Raw genomic sequence first — 18,839 nt, 5'->3', positions numbered from 1 at the left:
ATTCTATTATTATATGTGCTCTAAAAATTTCCGAACCTCATTTGGAGATTTTAAAACAATAACCTTTTTCTCTTCGGGCAATTGCTCTAACTCTTTTAAAATTGTAGGTCGTTTAGCATTAGGATATTCCCATATCCATTTAAAAAATTGCAAATCAAATCTTTCTTCACACCCCGCGCCCATATCTGGTCTTGTTTTATTTCGGTATTTTACAATTCTTTTAAAAGCACGATAAATACAAATTGTTCTATGAATATCAAGGAAAATAATTGTATCAGCTGCATTCAGTCTGATACCCATCGTCCCGCCATAATTCCCATCAATAATCCACTTCTCATCTTTAATTAAGTTATTTTGAACTGTTATTTGTTCTTCTCTCGGAACACCTTCCCAATTCGGTTTCCAAAATAATACATCAAGATGATGCACCTTAATATTTAATTTATTTCCTAACTGTCTTGCTAGTGTAGATTTTCCTGAACCACCAGAACCAATTAATATTATTTTTTTCATACCTTTACGATACCTTCTATAACTTCTTCAATATCTTCCTTATTAGCAAAGATCCAGAAGAACATTTCTTCATTTAACTTTAATAAATCTGGTAACTGGACAAAATAAGCAATAAAGATAATTTGAATTGAAAGCATAACATACCAAATAGCTTTTAGTTCTTCTTTCGTTAAATCATTTTGTTTATAATAACCTTCAAAGACTTTGCTAACGATATGTAACCATTTTCCTCTTAATCTTTCATCACTAAATACCTCGCTTAATACACTTGTACAGCAATAACATATATCAAATATTTTTACATTATTTTCTAAAATATCGAAATCTATAAACCCTTCCAGTTTATCATCTTTAAAGATTACATTTGATAGATGCATATCACGATAAATAATTTGTCTCGGTAATGGATGGACCGTTTCCTTGAAATCTGTGTGCATTCGCTCCATCTTTTGAATTACCTCTCGATGAACATACTCATTCTTTTCTAAAATTGGTATAGCCCATTCAAATACCGTCTTATATAAATTTCTTTTTATTAACTCATGATCACTATTCACCGAATGTAATGCTTTGTGCAGATTAGCTATTTCTTCTCCAATTGTACTTGCTAGCCTTTCCAGCTTATCCGTATCTTTTATTTCTAAAACACTTCCGGCAACATACTCATATAAGCAATAATATTTTTCTTTATATAATACATATTGTTCATCATTTTCTGTCTTTACTACTCTCTGTACTTTAATTCCCTTTTCATACAGTTGATCCAAAACATCGAATTCAACTAGAAGTTGGTCTATCGATCCCGTTCTCTTTAAAATATACTCTTTATTCTTGCATATAACCTTCGCTACTTTTGGTTGCATTACAGTAGCTGTGACATGTTCATTTTGAAACCAAAACTTTGCAATTTCCAGTGCTTGTTCCATTTACAAATACTCCTTTTACAATTCTTATTTCTTCCGAAAAATAACCTCACACAGTATTCCCACTCCAACACCAATTGTATAAGCCACTAAATCACTCCACAAAAAACCGTATCCCAACACGAGTCCACCCAAAGTCGTTGCACGCATGCTATCTATCCATTCAGCATGATACAATTGGCTCACTTCAATCCCGTAGCAAAACATTAAACTAATAAAAGACAACTTCTTCGTCTCTGTTTTAAGAAACAAAAATCCAAAGCCAGTGAAAATCATTAATGCCCATAAAGCATCGCCTAAGTAATCATTTAATAGATGTGGTAGTGCAAAAGAAAACTTCCTTGAGCTAAGACCTAAAATAATAACAACTATAGTAAATAGTGCATATAATACTCTATTTCGTTTCGTATTCATTTTAAAGTCTCCTAATATATAATGTATAACTGTAAATAGCTAGTAAAATAAAGTTATTTTACTAGCTATTTATTAGTTGCTTTTATGATAAGAAAATGTGGATTCATATTTAGATAATAATATGATTTTTCGTCTACTTCTTTCATCTTTTCAACTGCCTTCGGTTCCACTATCTCTTCTAATACAAAATAATTTGTAGTTTCATTTATTATGTCTTGTAGTGACCTTCTGAAAAACTTGACTTCAATAGTAATATTCGGTTTAACCCAAGTATCTATTAATAACTGTTTTTCAAAATAATTTTCACATGGAAACTTTGTGAAATCCATAAAAGGATGATGAATAGAATAAATAAGTTCTCCACCTGGCTTCAGTACACGACGAAATTCTTGAAATACTTGATTCCAATTTTCTAAGTAATGAAGAGTTAACGAACTTACAATCACATCATACGTACTATCTTCAAATGGCAATGTTTCTTGCAGATCATGACAAAGGAACGTTGCTTCTTCTCCTATATTTTCTTTTGCTGCTTTTACCATTTCAGGACTTATATCAATTGCTGTAACATTTGCTCTTCTTCCTATGAATTGAGAAGTATACCATCCAGCTGCACATCCAGCATCTAGTATCTTTTTTCCTTCTAGTTCCTTTGGAATAAGCTCCATCATCGCCGGTCTTTCATAATAACTGTTATATGGATTTGCGAAATCTAGATTTTCTTTATATGTACTCGCTAATTTATCATACGTATCTTTAATCGAATCTTTCATTACACACACTCCTAATACATATTAATTCATTAACTCCTGCTGCTTTTTCTTTGAAAATGATTGTAGTACTAAATCATACGACCAATCAATCATTTTATTTATTTGCTCCTGTTCTATACCCTTACGAATATAAACGGTATTCCAATGTTTTTTATTCATATGATACCCTGGAATAATTGTTTCTGGATAATCTTCTCTTATTCTTAATGCGACTTCTGGATCACACTTCAATGTAATCGCAGCTTTTTCACCTTCTTCATGATTTACTATCGCAAATATTTTATTATTAAGCCTCATACATGTTGCACTCCAACCATCTGGAGAATCTTCTGTCGCTTTTCTTTTCGATAAACAGTACGCTCTTGTTGCATTCATTTTAATTGGCACCTCTTATTCTTTCCCTGTTTGATTACGATGCATCACAATTTGCTTCGTTGCTTGAAATTGTTGCTCACCATAAAACTTTATTAGCTTCTCTCCGCAAAATAGACTAACAATATCAATATGAGATATTTCTCGAAGTAATATTGTAAGCATCTTCTCTCCAATACCTTTATTTCTTACACTCTCATGTATGACAACATCTTCAATGTATGCTCGAAAAACACCATCAGAAACGACTCTAGCAAATCCAATTAATTCATTTTCTTCCCATACTCCAATTGCTATACTATTCTTTAACATTATTTCAATATCGACTTCTTTTCTTTCTGGCCACCAACCGACAGAATCATAAAGTTTTTTTATTTTTTCTGCACAGACTGGTTGTTCTTGTTGCAATTTATACGTGTACATATGCTTTCTCCCATCAACCAGTATACATAATATTATTATCCCGCTATTTGCCGTGCAGTAAGACCCCACCTCAAAATTCAGCAAAAGCAAAGAAGTTTGGTGGGATCCGGCTACCCGTAAAACCCCCACTGATTAAAGTTTCACTTTATAATCTCTTTTCAAAAAAGTGCTGACTATGACCTTTCGGGTGATCTTCAACGACACCATACTCCCTGTAACCGTGCTTTTTATAAAATTCTGGTGCTTGGAAACTAAATGAATCTAGCAATATTAATCTACACCCTTTTTCCTTCGCAATACCTTCAATTTCATGTAAAAGTTGGCTACCATAACCGTCATGACGAACTGATTCATCAACCCATAAAAAGTCGATATGAAGGTGATAAAAATACATCGTACCTGTTACGCCACCAAAAATTTTTCCTTCTTCATTTTTTACTACGAGGCTTACTTCTTCCATCGTCTGTCTTGCCTCATCTGTTAAGATGGACATATTATATTGAATAACTTTATTTTTAATATATTCTCCTTCAGTGCGTGTACCGTTCTTTATATGTTTCATATATATTGCTTCCTTTCAGCTCAGTAAGCTACATTTTATTTTTTCTCTTTAAAATACTAATACATACGAATCCACCATATGTAACAAAGCATGAAAAGCCAATTATCCCTGGTACAGAGACATAGCCTATCCTTATGTAACTTATAACTGCGAAACAAGTGATAGACAATAAAATAGATGGCCAAAATATAAGAGCTGTTTTTCTTCGCCCTCGTTTCGATTTACTTTCTTTCTTTTCAGAAACACGTGTACCAAAAAGCAATACAATACAAATAAGGATTGCTGCAAAGTAAATTGTATCTAATGACAAATTGTGATTAGATAGTGCGATTCCAACTTCAAGAGCAATAATCGTTAAAATTAAAATAATGATTGTTGAAGTCTTTAAGTTTCTTTTCAACCGCTCACTCCTAGCATGTTTTCACTATATTCTTTGTATATGTACTTTAAAACTACTGCAAAAGCTTCATCTACCTCTTTATTTTCACGTCGATTCGGTAAATCTTTTCCCCCAATCACATAAAGAAGCGGAAATTCGTTAAACATTCCTATTATACCAATATTTATTGTAGCTGTGAGCAATCCACCTGTCATATGAGCTAAATGATAATATGGGATTTCTTCATACTCTCCTTGTTGTCTTACCATGCCACTAATAATTGGTTCCCATAATTCTGGTTCTGATTTATAACCTTGAAAGGTTTGTATCAAAAGGGCAAGAACTTCATTTAAGTCTCCAATATTTTTCTCATCTCTAGCATTCTCTTGTATATGAATTTTTGAAAAGTACGTTTGTACATACATTTTCACAGCATCCCATCCACCACAGTGCATTACAACTGACTGTGCAACGTAACTATCATGACAAGCTATCATTACCTCGACCGCTTGACTAAGTGTTAAAGAAGTTCTTCCTTGTAAATGCGGATATAACTGCGTACTATCTTCATGCGGATTAAATTTAATGTGATGAAGTATATCATTCCAATTATGTTTATTTTCCTTCACCATTTGTGCTACTACAAATCCAATAACTAATTTTGCTGCTGATGCTAACGGAATATTTAATTCACTATTATATGAAGCAACTATACGATTTTTTTTTGTAGAATAAATTTCCATTCCCACATAATTAGATTGTACCTCTTTTATTTTATTTATGACAGTTTCCATTTCCATCCCTCTCGTATATTAATATTTAAGCCCTATCTCAGGCTTAGTTTTTCTCTCTAATAAGAGTCCAGTAATAAAGAAAATACTTGGACGTCTCAAGATATTTCTAGATAATGGTCTTAGGATCATTTGGGACAATTCTGTATTCCCCTGTGGATTTACCACACGAAAAGAGTGTTTCTCAGTGAACGCGCGGGGCTCCCTACTCGCAGGCTGAGCAGCCTGATCCTCGAACCTAGATGTTAGTAGCTCTAGGGCGGCTTTCGATTCAGGACTAGCTCTTATACACGAGGTTGTTGGTCGGCGTACACACTAGAGATATCTCGAGACGTCCAAGCAATGATTCTAAATCGAAAGGAGGTCTCTTACGTGAGATTATTTGTTGGTCTAGATGTAAGTTCGTTTGATATGAAAGTTTGCTTTTTAAATGGTGAAGGAGAAAAGCTAGATTCTTTTTCAGTCAGTAATGACTTACCAGGTGCACAGGTACTTAAAGAACGATTATTACAGTGCACAACCAATCAAGAGGTTGAAACTTTAAAAATCGGCTTAGAATCTACATCTGTTTACAGTTTTCACCCATCCATGTTTCTCCATCATGACGAAGACTTAAAAAGATTTGGCACAAAGGTATTTCTTCTAAATCCAAAACAAGTCGCAAACTTCAAGAAAAGTTATTCAGACATGAATAAGACTGACGAAATTGATGCCTTTGTCATCGCTGATTATTTACGATTTGGGCGAAATCAAATGTCCATCGTGAAAGAAAGTCAATACGTGGCATTACAGCAATTAACAAGAGCTCGTTATCAACTCGTTAGAATGTTGACAAAGGAGAAACAACATTTTCTACAACACCTAAGTTATAAATGTAATACGTTCTCACAAGAAGTCGATTCTTCTATATTTGGTAACGCCATGATGGAATTGTTCCTTGAAAAATTCAGTCTAGAAGAGCTAGCTGACATGCCTTTAGAGGAACTCGCTGAGTTCCTACAGGAAAAGAGTAAAAATCGATTTGGTGACCCGAAATGTGTCGCATCAACCATTCAAAAGGCTGTTCGCACGTCGTACCGTTTAGATAAGGTGGTAGAAGACTCAATCGATATTCTTTTAGGAACATCAATCGAAATCATTCGTACCTATCAAAGACAAATTAAAGAACTAGAAAAATCTATTAAGCGGATCATGGCTGGATTAACGCAAACATTAGAATCCATTCCTGGAATCGGGCCTATATATGCCGCTGGTATTATCGCTGAAATTGGCCAAATCGAAAGATTTGACGATGAAACCAAAATCGCAAAATATGCCGGGTTATATTGGCGTACATACCAGTCTGGCCGGTTCACCGCTGAAAATACTTCATTATCTCGTAATGGGAATCATTACTTGCGGTATTACTTAGTTGAAGCCGCCAACTCTGTAAGAAAGCATGTATTGGAATACCAAGAATATTACGCAAAAAAGTATAATGAAGTACCAAAACATCAACACAAACGTGCACTCGTTCTAACCGCAAGAAAATTTGTGCGATTGGTGGATGCGCTACTACGTAATCACCAACTCTTTACGCCTGAAAGGTGTGTGAAAGTGTGACATAAAACTTGTCATCGCTACCTTTCAATCAATTCCAGTATTTTACATGCGGTGCTGGTCTAGTTTCGTGATGTCTTTTTTAAGCAATTTGTCCTTTGATAACTTCAAAATATATTATTTTTCAGTTGACATACTACCGCAGGTCTTTTCATATCGTTATATTAACTTCTAATAATTCAATATTGAATATAAAAAACCTTTTCATCAGCTATTAAAATAAGAAAAAGGTAGCATGAATTTTTTCTTGCTACCGAAAAATATTTATTCTTCTATAGGATTTTCAGGACCGTTAAGCTCCAGCTGATAAAAAGCTAAATCTAGCCATTTATTAAACTTATAACCAGCTTTTTTTATTGTCCCTGCATGAACAAATCCATAGTTTTGATGCAAGGCAATACTTTTCTCATTCTCTGCATCAATTCCAGCAATTAAGGTCATATACTCTCGTTCCTTCGCAATTTTAATTAATTCTTTCATGAATAAAGACCCAATGCCATTTTTTCTATATGTCTTATCTACATACACAGAATGTTCAACTGAATATTTATAAGCAGGCCACGCTCTAAATGGGCCGAATGTCGCAAATCCTACTACTTTATTATCTAATTCGTATATAAAAATTGGATACCCTTCGGCCTTTTTTTGTTCATACCAATCTATTCTATTTTCAAGGGTTACAGGTTTATACGCATATACAGCTGTTGTATAAAGTATCGCATCGTTATAAATATCTAAAATGTATGCTAAATCTCTTTTCGTTGCTTCCCTTATCATTGTTTTCTTCCTTTCATCATGTTCATCTTATTTCACTATCTTTTTAATAGTTTTATTTTACCGAAATTTCCGATTTTTATCTACGTACGAATACTAGCTTTTCGGAAACCATCAAATATATTTATTGCAGCAGATAACGTATAGAAGAAAATTCCTCCCCCAATGAGCCACGTTTTAAACTCCTCTGTGGAAATAGTAAATGCATTTGCCAAATACGTAATAAATCCTGTGTTAAATAAATGTGGATTTACTACAATTACAATGAATACTATCGTCCCAGCTACTTGAAGAATAGCATTTCCAATCGCCAATCTTTGCGTCCATTTTCCTTGCACTAATTTATAAAGGGATATACCTATTTCAAAAACGATCATAATTACAACAATTGGCCAGTACTGCAGTAAAACATCTTGATTAAAAGTTGGCGAGACAAACTTCAGTCCATTTTCCGTACCATTGTATACGCCAACGAGATGATTCGCATAGAAGTAAAGTGTAGCCCATATTGCCGTCCACATTAGACCTCCAAACACTTCAAACTTTGAGATCGCCTTTTTCTTCGGGATATACGCAATATTTTTCAAATCATCTGGCGTCCATTTTTTTAAACTTGTTGTTAATGGTTGTGGGTCCTTTTCTTTATCCGTTCTTTCTATAACAGCAAACACAACTGTCAGCCAGAAAAATACTTGGAAACCTACTTCAAACGTTCTTCCAATGCCTTCACCTATCAATTTTAAAATAACATTTAATACAGCCTGATCACCACTATAACTAATAAAATTTTCTGCAACCATTGAAATAAGCGCAATTACAACTGCGATTGGTAAGATCATTTTTAATAATGTCATATATACATCAAAATAACGTGGTCCAATTAAATGCATTGGTCTATCCAAGTACCCATTAGCTAATGCAACTGGACTTCCCAATTTTTCAAGAACTCTTTTTTCATCATCTTCATTATAATCATCCGGTAACATATCCTCGATTGTTGACCGTAGTTCAAGAATAATATCTTCACGATTTTTTTCAGGTAATCTCTTCGCTACTTCCTCGACATAAATATCAATTAAATTCATTCTTGTCCTCCTTTAATAAGTTATAAAGTTCCTTCGAATCCTTTATCCATTCCTTTTTTAACTGCAAAAATATCTCTAATCCGTATTCACTTAAAACGTAATACTTACGCGGTCTACTCTCCGTTTTATCCCAACTACTCGTCACTAGCTCTTGCTTTTCTAATCGGCGAAGTAGTGGATATAAAGTACTTTGATCGATTGTGATCCCTGATTTCTCCAATAATTGGACAAGTGAATACCCATACTGCGGTGTTCTTAACTGGCTTAAAACCGCTAATGTTAATGTTCCTCTTCTTAGTTCAGTAATTAACGAATTTAATAAAGCATCCATTCACTCACCTCTTTTCCATTACTATATGTCATACAGTATATGTTTTATACTATGTATCGTACAGTATTAGTGTGATAAAAACAATATTTTTTACAAAAAAACGGATAATAAAACACACTAACTATATGATTTGCGCTTTTCTCACTAACATATATAACATACTTATCTTTTTTAATCAGTGGGGGTTTGGTTCATTCCCCACTGATTATCAGCCCTCACCAATCGAGCTGTCTGTTAATGCGGGATAAACTCTCCGTTTTCTTTATGCAATGGAACAACCTCTACAATCGCCTCAACATTAATTACTCCGTAAACATGCGGATATTCTTGACCGTTAGAAGCAAGTTCATATTTTACTTCTGCTTTTAATAGGGCTGGATCAATTGTAAGTAATAAAACATCTTCTTCATGCTTGAAATATTTTTCTGCAACTTTTAAAGCTTGATCTACTAATGAACAATGAATAAATCCCTCTTCTATAAGTGAATCTTCATTAATTTCTCCAATTATTTTTGCTATTTCCCAATTACTTTTCGTAATTACTTTTGTAATCATAGTAACTCTCCCTTTTTAATTTATGTAATGATATAATAACACTAAATTTTCAACACGTTCTTAATAGATTGGGGGACTTATAATACATAAACCTCACACTGCATTACAAACCATTATTATAAATATGAATACAAATGAACATTGGCATGATTTTATTTGTTACTGTCAGCATCGCGAAGCGGGACTTCGAAAATTAGCTTATAAACATTTAGAGACATTTATTTCAAATGCAAAGAAATGGGAATCAAAAGATCAAGAAGAGTTTGCCATTTCGCTGTTTACTATTTTAGATGCATTAAACGAAAAAGATGAGGTCTTAACTTTCTCACTAAATAGTTTTCTAATTGATATTCTATATAGATGGACAGAAAACAATCCGATTGATTCAAGACCTTTTAGATGGATAGGAATTTATATGGACTCTAGCAATAAAGAAGACGATTTAGAAAAATCCCTTCGAAAAGCGATTGAATTAGGTGGTTATACCGAACAAAAAGCCATGATATACCTAGTTTCTAATTACATCAATACTTTAGAATTTGGTACAAATGAATTCCCTTCAGGTTATTGCGGAGATTTAAGCGAATGTATAGAAAAACTTCCCTATATGCTGCAATTAATTAATAGAATTCAGAATAAGAACATAAAGAAGCTACACATTGGTCAAATACAAGTACAACTACACCTTATTCTAGATTGGTTAAAACATACACAAATTCCAGTAGATGCCGTTCGTATACGGGAAAAAGGACAAACTAAGGAATTAGAAAAGGTCATTGTATATTATTTATACAACAGCTCAAGTCGTTAATTCATCTTGTACAGAGATAATGAATTTGTTTAAAAAACGCCAGTCATGTTATTCAAAAATCGGGTTATATAACGGAATAAATTATTGTAAAAATTAGAAACATTTGAAATAATCGTTATTAAGTTGAAGCAGAGCGAATGCAGAAAAAGGTGATACGACTTTTTCTTACTTAAGAATCGCGAAACAGTTAAAAATTTTAATTAATTATATTCCGAAAGGGTGTGTGTAGTATCTTATCAACTAATGTTTTTACTTATAAATCTAAGGATGGAAAAACAGTAATAATTAGAGAAGCTAAAGAACAGGATGCAGAAAGAATACTAGATTCTGCTTCAAAAGCTTTAATAAACGCTCCATACATGCTAAGTACGGTTGAGGATGTAAAAAAGGTGCGTATCGATGCTATTCAAAAAACGTTAAAAGCTTATCATGAAAATCCAAATTATGTACAGTTTATTGCTGAAGTTGATGGTAAGTTAGTCGGTGCAATAGATTTTAAGAACGGAAACAAAGAAAAAATTAGTCATCAAGGGGCTTTTGCGATGACCATACTACCTGAATATCGAAATTATGGTATTGGAAGAGCTCTTCTAGAAACGTTAATCAATTGGGCTAAAAATAACAGTAAGATTGAAAAAGTTTGTCTTGAGGTAATGGAAGATAATCTAGGTGCAATCCAGTTATATAAGAATCTAGGCTTCTTTGAAGAGGGTAGAAAAGCAAAGGGTGTAAAATTGGATGATAGCTATCAAAATTTAATATTAATGGCTTTATTCGTTTAAAATTGAACATTATTCAACAATGGGCGGTATTGTTGAATAAAACTTAGATTTTCAAACGACTTTATTGTTATATTTTTAAGTACAGTGAAGTATCTTATATCGAAAATTAAATAACTATGTTTTAACCCCGTCCTAAATTTAGAGCGGGGTTATACTTGTTTTAGGTTTTAAAATTAAATAACTTTATTGTCATTTTACACATCTACCATTTCAATATAAAAAAGAGGATTTTCATACAGTACTAGAAAATCCTCTTTTTATATTTATCCCACATTAGCTTGCAGTAAAACTCCCCACTGATTATAGTTTCACTTTATTTTAATCCTTTAATTAAAGGTGACGCTTCCCCACTATGGAAAATCCATAAGTCATGAAGTGATCTCGTACATCCGACATATAGTAACTTTGCATCATGTTTTGTGTTTTTGTAATGTTCTTCATCCACATCAATTAAAAGCACCGCATCAAATTCTAAACCTTTCGCTAAATAGACAGGTACTACTGAAATACCACCTTCATATTTACTTTGATCTGCTTCAATAACGTTTACAGCCAATCCTGCTTTTGTTAATTTCTCATATATATCGCGGCATTCATCGTCTGTTCTTCCTATTACCGCAATGGTTTTCACATCTTCGTTTTGTAGATGTTTTAACGTCTTCATAATCTCATTAAATTGATCTTCTGCATGGATTACCTTAACATCTTCACCACTGCGAAAAACTGGTGTTGCGAGCCCAACTGGAATCTCTGCATTTTTAATTATTTCGTTCGCAAATTCTATAATTTCTTTTGTAGAACGATAACTTCTCGTCAGTTCATAATAACCTGTTTCTTGGAATACTTCTTTAAAAGCACTCCAATCTTCAATTCCTTGATAATCATAAATTGCTTGAGATAAATCACCTAATATAGTAAAAGAATTACCTAGTGTAATTTCTTTTAATACATAAACTTGGAATGGTGGAAAATCTTGCGCTTCATCAATAACGACGTGATGGAATTTCTGTCCGATTTCAATACCTGTTATGCGGTGATGTATGTAAATTAAAGCTGGTAAATCTTCTACATACACTTCTTTTTTACGACAACTCTTTTCAGTTTCTTTCACAAGTTCTTCAGGCAATACTTCGAGTATTTCTTTACTTTTCAATATTGAACTATATAGTGAAAGTGGGCTCATTTTCGGCCAAAACTTCATATAAGTGTTCAATCTCTTTGTCGCTTCTTTTTTTAATAATTTCTTCTCGTTTGTTTCTCCATACTTTTTCAGTTCAATTTCAATCCAGCGCTTCATTCGGCCGACTAATCTTTCTCTTCTTTTCTTTAATGGATAATGTTTATATTCAACTTGCATCCATTTTTTTATGTCTTCTACTGGAATAATAGCTTTGTCCCATGCCTCAAAATCACTTGTTGGTATTAATTCATTTTCAAATTGAATCATTCTCTCTTCAATAAAGAACTTAAATTCCAGTGTACCTTTCAATTTACCGAGCATAACCTTTTCTTCATCACGATTAATTGAAAATGCTTCTTTCAATTTTTCTTCTGTCTGCTTTAGTTTCACTGAATCATCTAACGTGCGTAATGCCCAATCCGGAAACGTTGTTTGACTAATATTCCCTACACCTAATTCAGGAAGTACACTCGAAATATAGTCTAAAAACAGACTATTCGGCGCAAATACGATCATTCTCTCAGCTTCTAGCTGCTCACGATATTCATAAATCAAAAAAGCAAGGCGATGTAAAGCAATTGTTGTCTTTCCGCTCCCTGCAACCCCTTGAATTAATAATGGCAAGTTTCTTTCCGCACGAATAATATCATTTTGTTCCGATTGAATCGTTGAAACAATATCCTTTAGTTTATTATCTTTATTCTCACCTAATCGATATAGAAGAAAATCATCGGCATGTGATACATCTTCATTTCCTTTTACATATGTATCAACGACACGTTCAAGTTCTCTTTTTCGAATAGAAATGTTTCGTTTTAAATACACATCACCTTCTACTAACCCATCTGGTGATTGATAAAATGCTAATTCTTCTCCACCGGTAAATGAATAAAACATACTTGCGACAGGTGCTCTCCAATCAATAATGATTGGTTTCATCGTGTCCATATCCGAAACCCCTACTTTTCCAATATAAATCGGCATAGCTGCTTCTTTACCATCTTCCTGAAAATCTAACCTTCCAAAGTATGGCTCTTGCACACCAATACGTAAATTTTGTCTATTAGACTCTCTCATACTTTCAAGAATTTGCTCCTTAAAATCTTCTCCATAATAAACTGGGATTTTTTCAAGCTTATCCAATTGCTCATCCATCGTATGCAAAGTATCCTTCATTTTTTGTAACTCATCTTCAAATATGTTGCTCATTTCGACGATTCCCTCCTGTCCGTTCTAATTTTTCAGTCGAAGTATCATTGTATTAAAAATCCAATCATAAAGTCAATAGTTTCTATTTAAATTTTCCGAAAAAACTTACTTTTCATCTTTCTAATTTAAAAAGAATATGCAACATTTAAATCACACAACTACACATATATTAAATTGATGTATACAAAAACGACAATTATTCACACAATAAAAGTAAAAAGAGTAAGGATTTATGAACTGCACCCCAATTGTTAGACACAGTCTAACAATTGGAGGTGCAGTTTTTCTATGGCTAAATTTACAGCTGATGAAAAAATACAAATCGTTCTACGTTATTTGAACGGAAATGAAAGTTATCGAGAAATGGGTAGATCGCTCGGTATAAGTGACACAATCATTTTGAATTGGGTAAACCAATATAAACAGAATGGTCTGGAAGCTTTTCTAAAACGATGTACAAATTACACACAACAATTTAAACTAGACGTACTAAACTTTATGATTGAAAACGGTATGTCCTTATTTGAGACGGCAGCTATCTTTAATATTCCTGCCCCTTCAACGATTTCTGTTTGGAAAAAACAGCTCGAAACACAAGGAATTGATGCCCTTCAATCTAAGAAAAAGGGGCGTCCATCCATGAAAAAAGATTCAAATAAACAATTAAAACAACATTTAGCTGAAGGGTCAGTCGAAGCACTTGAAGCACGCATTAAACAGCTTGAGATGGAAAATGAGTACTTAAAAAAGTTAAATGCCTTAGTTCAAAACAAGGAAAAATCACAAAACAAGACAAAGCGCAAGTAATCTATGAATTAAGGCATAAATATTCGGTGAAGGCACTCGTGGAGCTAGCTACTATTCCTCGAAGCACGTATTATGATTTAGTAAAGAAAATGAATCGTCCAGATGTAGATGCCGATTTGAAAGCTGAGATTAAAGCGATTTATGAGGAAAATGAAGGTCGTTATGGTTACCGTCGCATTCGTGATGAATTAACGAATCGTGGCCAGAAAGTGAACCACAAGAAGGTTCAGCGCATTATGAAAGAGCTTGGGTTAAAGTGTGTTGTGCGTATGAAGAAATATAAATCCTATAAAGGAAAAGTCGGTAGAATTGCACCTAATATTTTAGAGCGTAATTTTCATACAGATGCACCGAATCAAAAGTGGGTAACAGACATCACAGAGTTTAAATTGTTTGGAGAAAAACTGTATGTATCACCTGTATTAGATTTGTATAATGGTGAAATTATTACCTATACAATTGGTTCTAGACCGACGTATTCGCTTGTTTCAGACATGTTAGAGAAAGCATTGGAACGTTTACCTGAAACGCACCAGCTACTGATGCATTCGGATCAAGGATGGCATTATCAAATGAGACAATACGTCCGTACACTAGAATCAAGAGCTATCGTCCAGAGTATGTCTCGAAAAGGCAACTGTTACGACAACGCAGTAATAGAAAATTTCTTTGGGATTATGAAATCGGAGTTCCTCTACATAAAAGAATTTGAAAATGTAGAGCACTTTAAAATAGAATTAGAAAAATATATAGATTATTATAATACGAAACGGATTAAGGCAAAATTAAAAATGAGCCCGGTACAATACCGGACTCACTTTTATCAAGCTGCCTAATCAAATAACCGTGTCTAACTTTTAGGGGTCACTTCATTAATCCCTACTCTTTTTTACTTTTATTCGATATGATAAACATTCATTTAAAGAGGATCGCTCTTTATATTTCCCAGCTTCAAAATCATGCGCTCCTCCTGGGAAAATCCCAACTATACTTAAATGAGCCTCGGCACATAAATTACTAATCTCACCTACAGCATAGCAGCGTAAAGATTGTGTCACGATATCATTTGAAGAATCTATTTCCCACCAATGGTCTAGCATTCTTGCATTTTCACTATCATATTCATACTTTCGCATTGCAGAACCTATCGGCATTTCTTGTCCATTGGCCTTTTCCCAATATAACGGTTGATAAATATCAATAAGTGCACATCCATCATCCATCATCCAATTTTTAATTCGTTTTAATAGAATCAATTGTTCCTCATCTGTTCCTACACCAAATCCGTCTAAATAAATAACAACATCAAACTTTTCTTTAAAGTTAATTTTATAAAAATCGGCGCAATGAACCTCAATATCATTAGTAGCATGTTCTTTTGCAAACATAGCTAACTCCGGTACAAGCTCAACAGTAGTCATTTTTACATTCAAATTAGACATCGCCCTTGCAAATCCGCCATTTCCAGCTCCTAGTTCTAACATCGTCTGAATTGGATATCCAACTTGTTCTTGCACTTCTTTAGCAACTTCCTGTAACCAATTTTCATTATTTATATCATAGCTTATTAGTTCAAATTGTTTTTTATAAAATTCTTTTACATTTAATTCGTTCATTATTATTCTCCTCCTGCAAATTATTTTTCTGTTACAGGTGAGAAACTAAATTTCTAATGCCCATGAAAAATCCTCCTTTTGATTTCCCTATATTTACAATTCATCAAAATAATAAGAATTTTGAAAGTGAAAGTATAAAAAATAGATAATGGATTATTCCACTATCTACTCTTTAGCTACTTTTATTTTTCTTTTTGATACTCCACCCAGTCACCAGAATCAATAACTTTCAATATCATCTTTTTATCTTGAGCGATATACACATATGCTTCTATTTCCCTATCAGCAACATATACTGTTTGCGTGATTCGATCATATAAATCGGTCTCCGCATTACCTGTATATTCTTCTAGTTCATCTAACTTACACAATATCTCATCATTTACTACATAAACTTCTCCATACACCTTTTCTTCAATCGAATAAGTCATAGCCGGATATCCTTCATTCGTATCAAATAATTTTCCATATGTCCAAGCTCTGTCTGCAATGCACGTTGCACCTAACATATAATGAGCATTCGTTTGTCCTCTTCTTAACGTGCCATAAACGAAAACATGATACATAAAATCTTATCCCCTTTATATGTCTCTACTTTCTTATTTGTAAATAAGCACGAATCATAAAGTAACTCACTTCATTCGGAAGCTGTTCTTTAATAGATTTCAGACCACCCTCAGCATTTTGAACGGCAGTTTCAATAAGAGATTCATACTCTGCTGGAACAAAACTTTGCCACTCTACTTCCATTCCATCCTCGTAGCAGCGAATTAAATGGTTTTCGATTGTTTGTCTTGATAAGTTACGTTCTTTTGCAATCTCATTCAAATCAATACCTTGTTTATACATTTCATACGTTTCTAAATGAGAATTTGCGGACGCTTTTCCTGACTTTTTACGCTCTGCAACTACTTCTGTCTTAATCGTTTCAGCGTAATTTGGATTTTCCTCAATAAAATGCTGAACTGCTTGTAAGAAGTGCGAGCCATATTTCACAAGTTTGTGTTCTCCGATACCTTTTACCGTCAACAATTCGGAATCACTTTGCGGCATTTTCACGCACATATCTTTTAATGTTTGGTCAGAGAAAATAACGAACGGAGGTACACCTTCTCCTTGTGCAATTTCTTTACGTACTTCACGAAGCACTTCAAATAAAGGATGGTCTTGTACAATTTGTCTTGTCTCTACTCGTTCTTTTCGTAAAACATTCTCTTTACCAAGTAATACTTCTTTCCCTTTTTCTGTTACTTTTAACGTCGGATAAGTGCCATGTTCAACTGCAATTAACTCATCTGAAATTAAAAACTCAATAAACTCACTGACCTCTTTTACACTACGGTTCGATAAAAGCCCATACGTTGGTAAAGTATGAAAATTAAATTCAATAACTTTCTTATTTTTCGACCCCGTTAATACTTGCGCTATCATTTGCTTCCCAAAGCGTTGGTTCGTTCTAATCATGCATGATAAAACCATTTGTGATTCCCTTGTCACATCAATGCTCTCGCGATCGTCTGTACAATTACCACAGCGTCCACAATCTTCTTTCGGTTCTTCTCCAAAGTATTGCAAAATGAATGATTGTAAACATTGTTCTGTATGACAGTAATCAGTCATATTTTGCAATTTTTCAAGTTCATTTGAAAAACGTGATTCTCCAGTTGATTGATCAATTAAAAAACGCTGTACTTGTACATCTTGAGAAGAATATAACAATATACATGTGCTATCTAATCCGTCACGACCAGCACGTCCTGCTTCTTGATAGTAACTTTCCATATTTTTTGGAAGCTGATAATGAATTACGTAACGAATATTCGATTTATCAATACCCATCCCGAATGCAGATGTTGCTACCATTACACTTACTTCATCTCGTAAAAAGAGTTCTTGTTGCTCATTTCGATCACTATCACTCATACCAGCATGATATTTTGATACAGAAACTCCAGCCTTCATTAAATCTTCATATAACTGATCGACTACTTTTCTAGTAGCTGCATATATAATCCCAGATTCCTTTTGATTTTGACGAATATAATCCGCCAAATATGCATTTCGATCTTGCCCTTTAATGACAGAAAACGATAAGTTCTCACGCTCAAACGTTGTCATAATTGTATTTTCTTGATTAATTTCAAGTGTGTTACAAATGTCCTCACGTACTTGCGGTGTTGCTGTTGCTGTTAATGCTAATACGAGCGGTTTTTCTGGAAGATAATCTAATATGCGATGTATATGTAAATAACTTGGACGGAAATCATGTCCCCACTGTGAAATACAGTGTGCTTCATCAATCGCAATCATAGGGATTTTCATATCGATAAGTTGGTCAACAAACTCCATCGAATCAAGACGCTCAGGCGCGACATAAAGTAATTTGTAATGTCCTTGTTTCGCTAATTGAATTCGCTGATTTGCTTCGGCAATAGAAATAGAACTATTAATATATGTAGCTGAAATGCCATTCTGTACCAATGTATCTACTTGATCCTTCATAAGTGATATTAAAGGCGATATAACCAACGTCGTTCCTTCAAATACTAATGCCGGAATTTGATAACAAATCGACTTACCGCCACCCGTTGGCATAATACATACTGTATCTTTCCCATCTAGTACATTTTTAATTGTTTCATCTTGTCCTCTTCGAAACGAAGAATAACCAAAATAGGACGCTAAAAGTTCTTGTGCTTTAGTAAACAAAAAAGAGTCACCTGCTTTTCTTTATCTTTCATCTACTTCTATTATATCAATCACTTATGCGACTTGAAAGAGATGAATAGATGCTTATTATTTTTTCATTATTCTATGTTTCTCCACCTATTTAATATGAATTAGCATCCATGTTTTATATGTTTTACAACATTTATAACGTAAATCCAGTAAACATGAAGAAAGAGTTTCAATTTAAATATTCATTTTATTTCCCTTTCT

General features: G+C 33.6%; 21 protein-coding genes. 4 read left to right on the top strand and 17 right to left on the bottom strand.

Going from position 1 to position 18,839, the window contains the following annotated elements; all coding sequences use genetic code 11:
- Window positions 1-9: 9 nt before the first annotated feature.
- From MHI28_RS02845 to MHI28_RS02805, 9 genes are all read right to left on the bottom strand, one after another.
- Window positions 10-513, bottom strand: coding sequence for a DNA topology modulation protein (locus tag MHI28_RS02845; RefSeq protein ID WP_000720571.1), 504 nt, complete (start codon window positions 511-513; stop codon window positions 10-12).
- Complete coding sequence (locus tag MHI28_RS02840) at window positions 510-1,439, bottom strand: phosphotransferase enzyme family protein (protein ID WP_340827599.1); 930 nt, start codon at window positions 1,437-1,439, stop codon at window positions 510-512. Before MHI28_RS02840 ends, MHI28_RS02845 begins: the two co-directional genes overlap by 4 nt.
- A 24-nt stretch (window positions 1,440-1,463) precedes the next feature.
- Window positions 1,464-1,850 (bottom strand): ribosomal maturation YjgA family protein, encoded by a 387-nt coding sequence (locus MHI28_RS02835; protein WP_001093452.1) that lies wholly within the window; start codon window positions 1,848-1,850, stop codon window positions 1,464-1,466.
- A 65-nt stretch (window positions 1,851-1,915) separates the two neighbouring features.
- Window positions 1,916-2,623 carry a class I SAM-dependent methyltransferase gene (locus MHI28_RS02830; RefSeq protein WP_000655260.1) on the bottom strand — a complete coding sequence of 236 codons (708 nt, stop codon included), beginning with the start codon at window positions 2,621-2,623 and terminating at the stop codon, window positions 1,916-1,918.
- A gap of 21 nt (window positions 2,624-2,644) precedes the next feature.
- Window positions 2,645-2,998, bottom strand: a complete 354-nt coding sequence (locus MHI28_RS02825) for an MmcQ/YjbR family DNA-binding protein (RefSeq protein ID WP_000994625.1) — start codon at window positions 2,996-2,998, stop codon at window positions 2,645-2,647.
- A 15-nt stretch (window positions 2,999-3,013) separates the two neighbouring features.
- A complete protein-coding gene (locus MHI28_RS02820; RefSeq protein WP_000288980.1) occupies window positions 3,014-3,418 on the bottom strand; it encodes a GNAT family N-acetyltransferase in 405 nt (134 codons plus the stop codon).
- Window positions 3,419-3,563: 145 nt separating this feature from the next.
- The gene (locus tag MHI28_RS02815; RefSeq protein ID WP_000680538.1) at window positions 3,564-3,980 is read right to left on the bottom strand and encodes a GNAT family N-acetyltransferase; all 417 of its coding nucleotides are present in this window, start codon (window positions 3,978-3,980) and stop codon (window positions 3,564-3,566) included.
- Between the two features lie 28 nt (window positions 3,981-4,008).
- On the bottom strand, window positions 4,009-4,380 hold the full coding sequence (locus tag MHI28_RS02810) for a hypothetical protein (RefSeq protein WP_000827988.1): 372 nt from the start codon (window positions 4,378-4,380) through the stop codon (window positions 4,009-4,011).
- Complete coding sequence (locus MHI28_RS02805) at window positions 4,377-5,153, bottom strand: serine hydrolase (RefSeq protein ID WP_000450755.1); 777 nt, start codon at window positions 5,151-5,153, stop codon at window positions 4,377-4,379. The genes MHI28_RS02810 and MHI28_RS02805 overlap by 4 nt, the downstream gene beginning before the upstream one ends.
- Before the next feature lie 369 nt (window positions 5,154-5,522).
- On the opposite strand from MHI28_RS02805, the gene MHI28_RS02800 reads away from it, so the two are divergent.
- Window positions 5,523-6,752: an IS110 family transposase gene (locus tag MHI28_RS02800; RefSeq protein ID WP_100909797.1), complete on the top strand. Its 1,230-nt coding sequence runs from the start codon at window positions 5,523-5,525 to the stop codon at window positions 6,750-6,752.
- 261 nt (window positions 6,753-7,013) lie between these two features.
- On the opposite strand, the gene MHI28_RS02795 is transcribed toward MHI28_RS02800, so the two are convergent.
- The 4 genes from MHI28_RS02795 to MHI28_RS02780 all read right to left on the bottom strand — a co-directional run bounded on the left by MHI28_RS02795 (window position 7,014) and on the right by MHI28_RS02780 (window position 9,494).
- Complete coding sequence (locus MHI28_RS02795) at window positions 7,014-7,526, bottom strand: GNAT family N-acetyltransferase (protein ID WP_000617519.1); 513 nt, start codon at window positions 7,524-7,526, stop codon at window positions 7,014-7,016.
- A gap of 80 nt (window positions 7,527-7,606) precedes the next feature.
- The gene (locus MHI28_RS02790) at window positions 7,607-8,608 is read right to left on the bottom strand and encodes an HAAS signaling domain-containing protein (RefSeq protein ID WP_001048843.1); all 1,002 of its coding nucleotides are present in this window, start codon (window positions 8,606-8,608) and stop codon (window positions 7,607-7,609) included.
- Window positions 8,595-8,939, bottom strand: coding sequence for a PadR family transcriptional regulator (locus MHI28_RS02785; protein ID WP_000339346.1), 345 nt, complete (start codon window positions 8,937-8,939; stop codon window positions 8,595-8,597). Before MHI28_RS02785 ends, MHI28_RS02790 begins: the two co-directional genes overlap by 14 nt.
- A 234-nt stretch (window positions 8,940-9,173) precedes the next feature.
- Entirely contained in the window at window positions 9,174-9,494 is a 321-nt protein-coding gene (locus MHI28_RS02780; RefSeq protein ID WP_000629079.1) for a DUF952 domain-containing protein, read from the bottom strand.
- Between the two features lie 124 nt (window positions 9,495-9,618).
- Between MHI28_RS02780 and MHI28_RS02775 the strand changes: the two genes are divergently transcribed.
- A complete protein-coding gene (locus tag MHI28_RS02775; protein ID WP_001095278.1) occupies window positions 9,619-10,305 on the top strand; it encodes a hypothetical protein in 687 nt (228 codons plus the stop codon).
- A gap of 221 nt (window positions 10,306-10,526) precedes the next feature.
- Window positions 10,527-11,087 (top strand): GNAT family N-acetyltransferase, encoded by a 561-nt coding sequence (locus MHI28_RS02770; RefSeq protein WP_000337118.1) that lies wholly within the window; start codon window positions 10,527-10,529, stop codon window positions 11,085-11,087.
- 313 nt (window positions 11,088-11,400) lie between these two features.
- Here the strand turns inward: MHI28_RS02770 and MHI28_RS02765 are convergent, their stop codons facing one another.
- A complete protein-coding gene (locus MHI28_RS02765) occupies window positions 11,401-13,476 on the bottom strand; it encodes a HelD family protein (protein ID WP_000065164.1) in 2,076 nt (691 codons plus the stop codon).
- A gap of 288 nt (window positions 13,477-13,764) precedes the next feature.
- Here MHI28_RS02765 and MHI28_RS02760 point away from each other — a divergent pair.
- A protein-coding gene (locus tag MHI28_RS02760) for an IS3 family transposase (RefSeq protein WP_208730123.1) occupies window positions 13,765-15,119 on the top strand; the annotation gives its coding sequence in 2 pieces (ribosomal slippage) (window positions 13,765-14,218 and window positions 14,218-15,119; 1,356 coding nt in all).
- A 36-nt stretch (window positions 15,120-15,155) separates the two neighbouring features.
- Here the strand turns inward: MHI28_RS02760 and MHI28_RS02755 are convergent.
- From MHI28_RS02755 to recQ, 3 genes are all read right to left on the bottom strand, one after another.
- Complete coding sequence (locus MHI28_RS02755) at window positions 15,156-15,899, bottom strand: class I SAM-dependent methyltransferase (RefSeq protein ID WP_001004294.1); 744 nt, start codon at window positions 15,897-15,899, stop codon at window positions 15,156-15,158.
- Between the two features lie 182 nt (window positions 15,900-16,081).
- The gene (locus tag MHI28_RS02750; protein WP_000274901.1) at window positions 16,082-16,465 is read right to left on the bottom strand and encodes a gamma-glutamylcyclotransferase family protein; all 384 of its coding nucleotides are present in this window, start codon (window positions 16,463-16,465) and stop codon (window positions 16,082-16,084) included.
- Between the two features lie 25 nt (window positions 16,466-16,490).
- Window positions 16,491-18,608 carry a DNA helicase RecQ gene (gene recQ, locus MHI28_RS02745; protein ID WP_000494275.1) on the bottom strand — a complete coding sequence of 706 codons (2,118 nt, stop codon included), beginning with the start codon at window positions 18,606-18,608 and terminating at the stop codon, window positions 16,491-16,493.
- Window positions 18,609-18,839: the final 231 nt, after the last annotated feature.

The sequence above is a fragment of the Bacillus sp. FSL K6-0268 genome (assembly GCF_038005425.1).
In the GTDB taxonomy this organism is placed as follows: domain Bacteria; phylum Bacillota; class Bacilli; order Bacillales; family Bacillaceae_G; genus Bacillus_A; species Bacillus_A thuringiensis_S.
The sequence above is the reverse complement of the archived record's forward strand: the minus strand, read 5'-3'. Positions and strand labels throughout refer to the sequence as shown.

Bases quoted from the DNA above. Each gene is read 5' to 3' on its own strand.
- MHI28_RS02845 (WP_000720571.1), bottom strand. From the start codon at position 513: ATGAAAAAAATAATATTAATTGGTTCTGGTGGTTCAGGAAAATCTACA.
- MHI28_RS02840 (WP_340827599.1), bottom strand. From the start codon at position 1,439: ATGGAACAAGCACTGGAAATTGCAAAGTTTTGGTTTCAAAATGAACAT.
- MHI28_RS02835 (WP_001093452.1), bottom strand. From the start codon at position 1,850: ATGAATACGAAACGAAATAGAGTATTATATGCACTATTTACTATAGTT.
- MHI28_RS02830 (WP_000655260.1), bottom strand. From the start codon at position 2,623: ATGAAAGATTCGATTAAAGATACGTATGATAAATTAGCGAGTACATAT.
- MHI28_RS02825 (WP_000994625.1), bottom strand. From the start codon at position 2,998: ATGAATGCAACAAGAGCGTACTGTTTATCGAAAAGAAAAGCGACAGAA.
- MHI28_RS02820 (WP_000288980.1), bottom strand. From the start codon at position 3,418: ATGTACACGTATAAATTGCAACAAGAACAACCAGTCTGTGCAGAAAAA.
- MHI28_RS02815 (WP_000680538.1), bottom strand. From the start codon at position 3,980: ATGAAACATATAAAGAACGGTACACGCACTGAAGGAGAATATATTAAA.
- MHI28_RS02805 (WP_000450755.1), bottom strand. From the start codon at position 5,153: ATGGAAACTGTCATAAATAAAATAAAAGAGGTACAATCTAATTATGTG.
- MHI28_RS02795 (WP_000617519.1), bottom strand. From the start codon at position 7,526: ATGATAAGGGAAGCAACGAAAAGAGATTTAGCATACATTTTAGATATT.
- MHI28_RS02790 (WP_001048843.1), bottom strand. From the start codon at position 8,608: ATGAATTTAATTGATATTTATGTCGAGGAAGTAGCGAAGAGATTACCT.
- MHI28_RS02785 (WP_000339346.1), bottom strand. From the start codon at position 8,939: ATGGATGCTTTATTAAATTCGTTAATTACTGAACTAAGAAGAGGAACA.
- MHI28_RS02780 (WP_000629079.1), bottom strand. From the start codon at position 9,494: ATGATTACAAAAGTAATTACGAAAAGTAATTGGGAAATAGCAAAAATA.
- MHI28_RS02775 (WP_001095278.1), top strand. From the start codon at position 9,619: ATGAATACAAATGAACATTGGCATGATTTTATTTGTTACTGTCAGCAT.
- MHI28_RS02765 (WP_000065164.1), bottom strand. From the start codon at position 13,476: ATGAGCAACATATTTGAAGATGAGTTACAAAAAATGAAGGATACTTTG.
- MHI28_RS02755 (WP_001004294.1), bottom strand. From the start codon at position 15,899: ATGAACGAATTAAATGTAAAAGAATTTTATAAAAAACAATTTGAACTA.
- MHI28_RS02750 (WP_000274901.1), bottom strand. From the start codon at position 16,465: ATGTATCATGTTTTCGTTTATGGCACGTTAAGAAGAGGACAAACGAAT.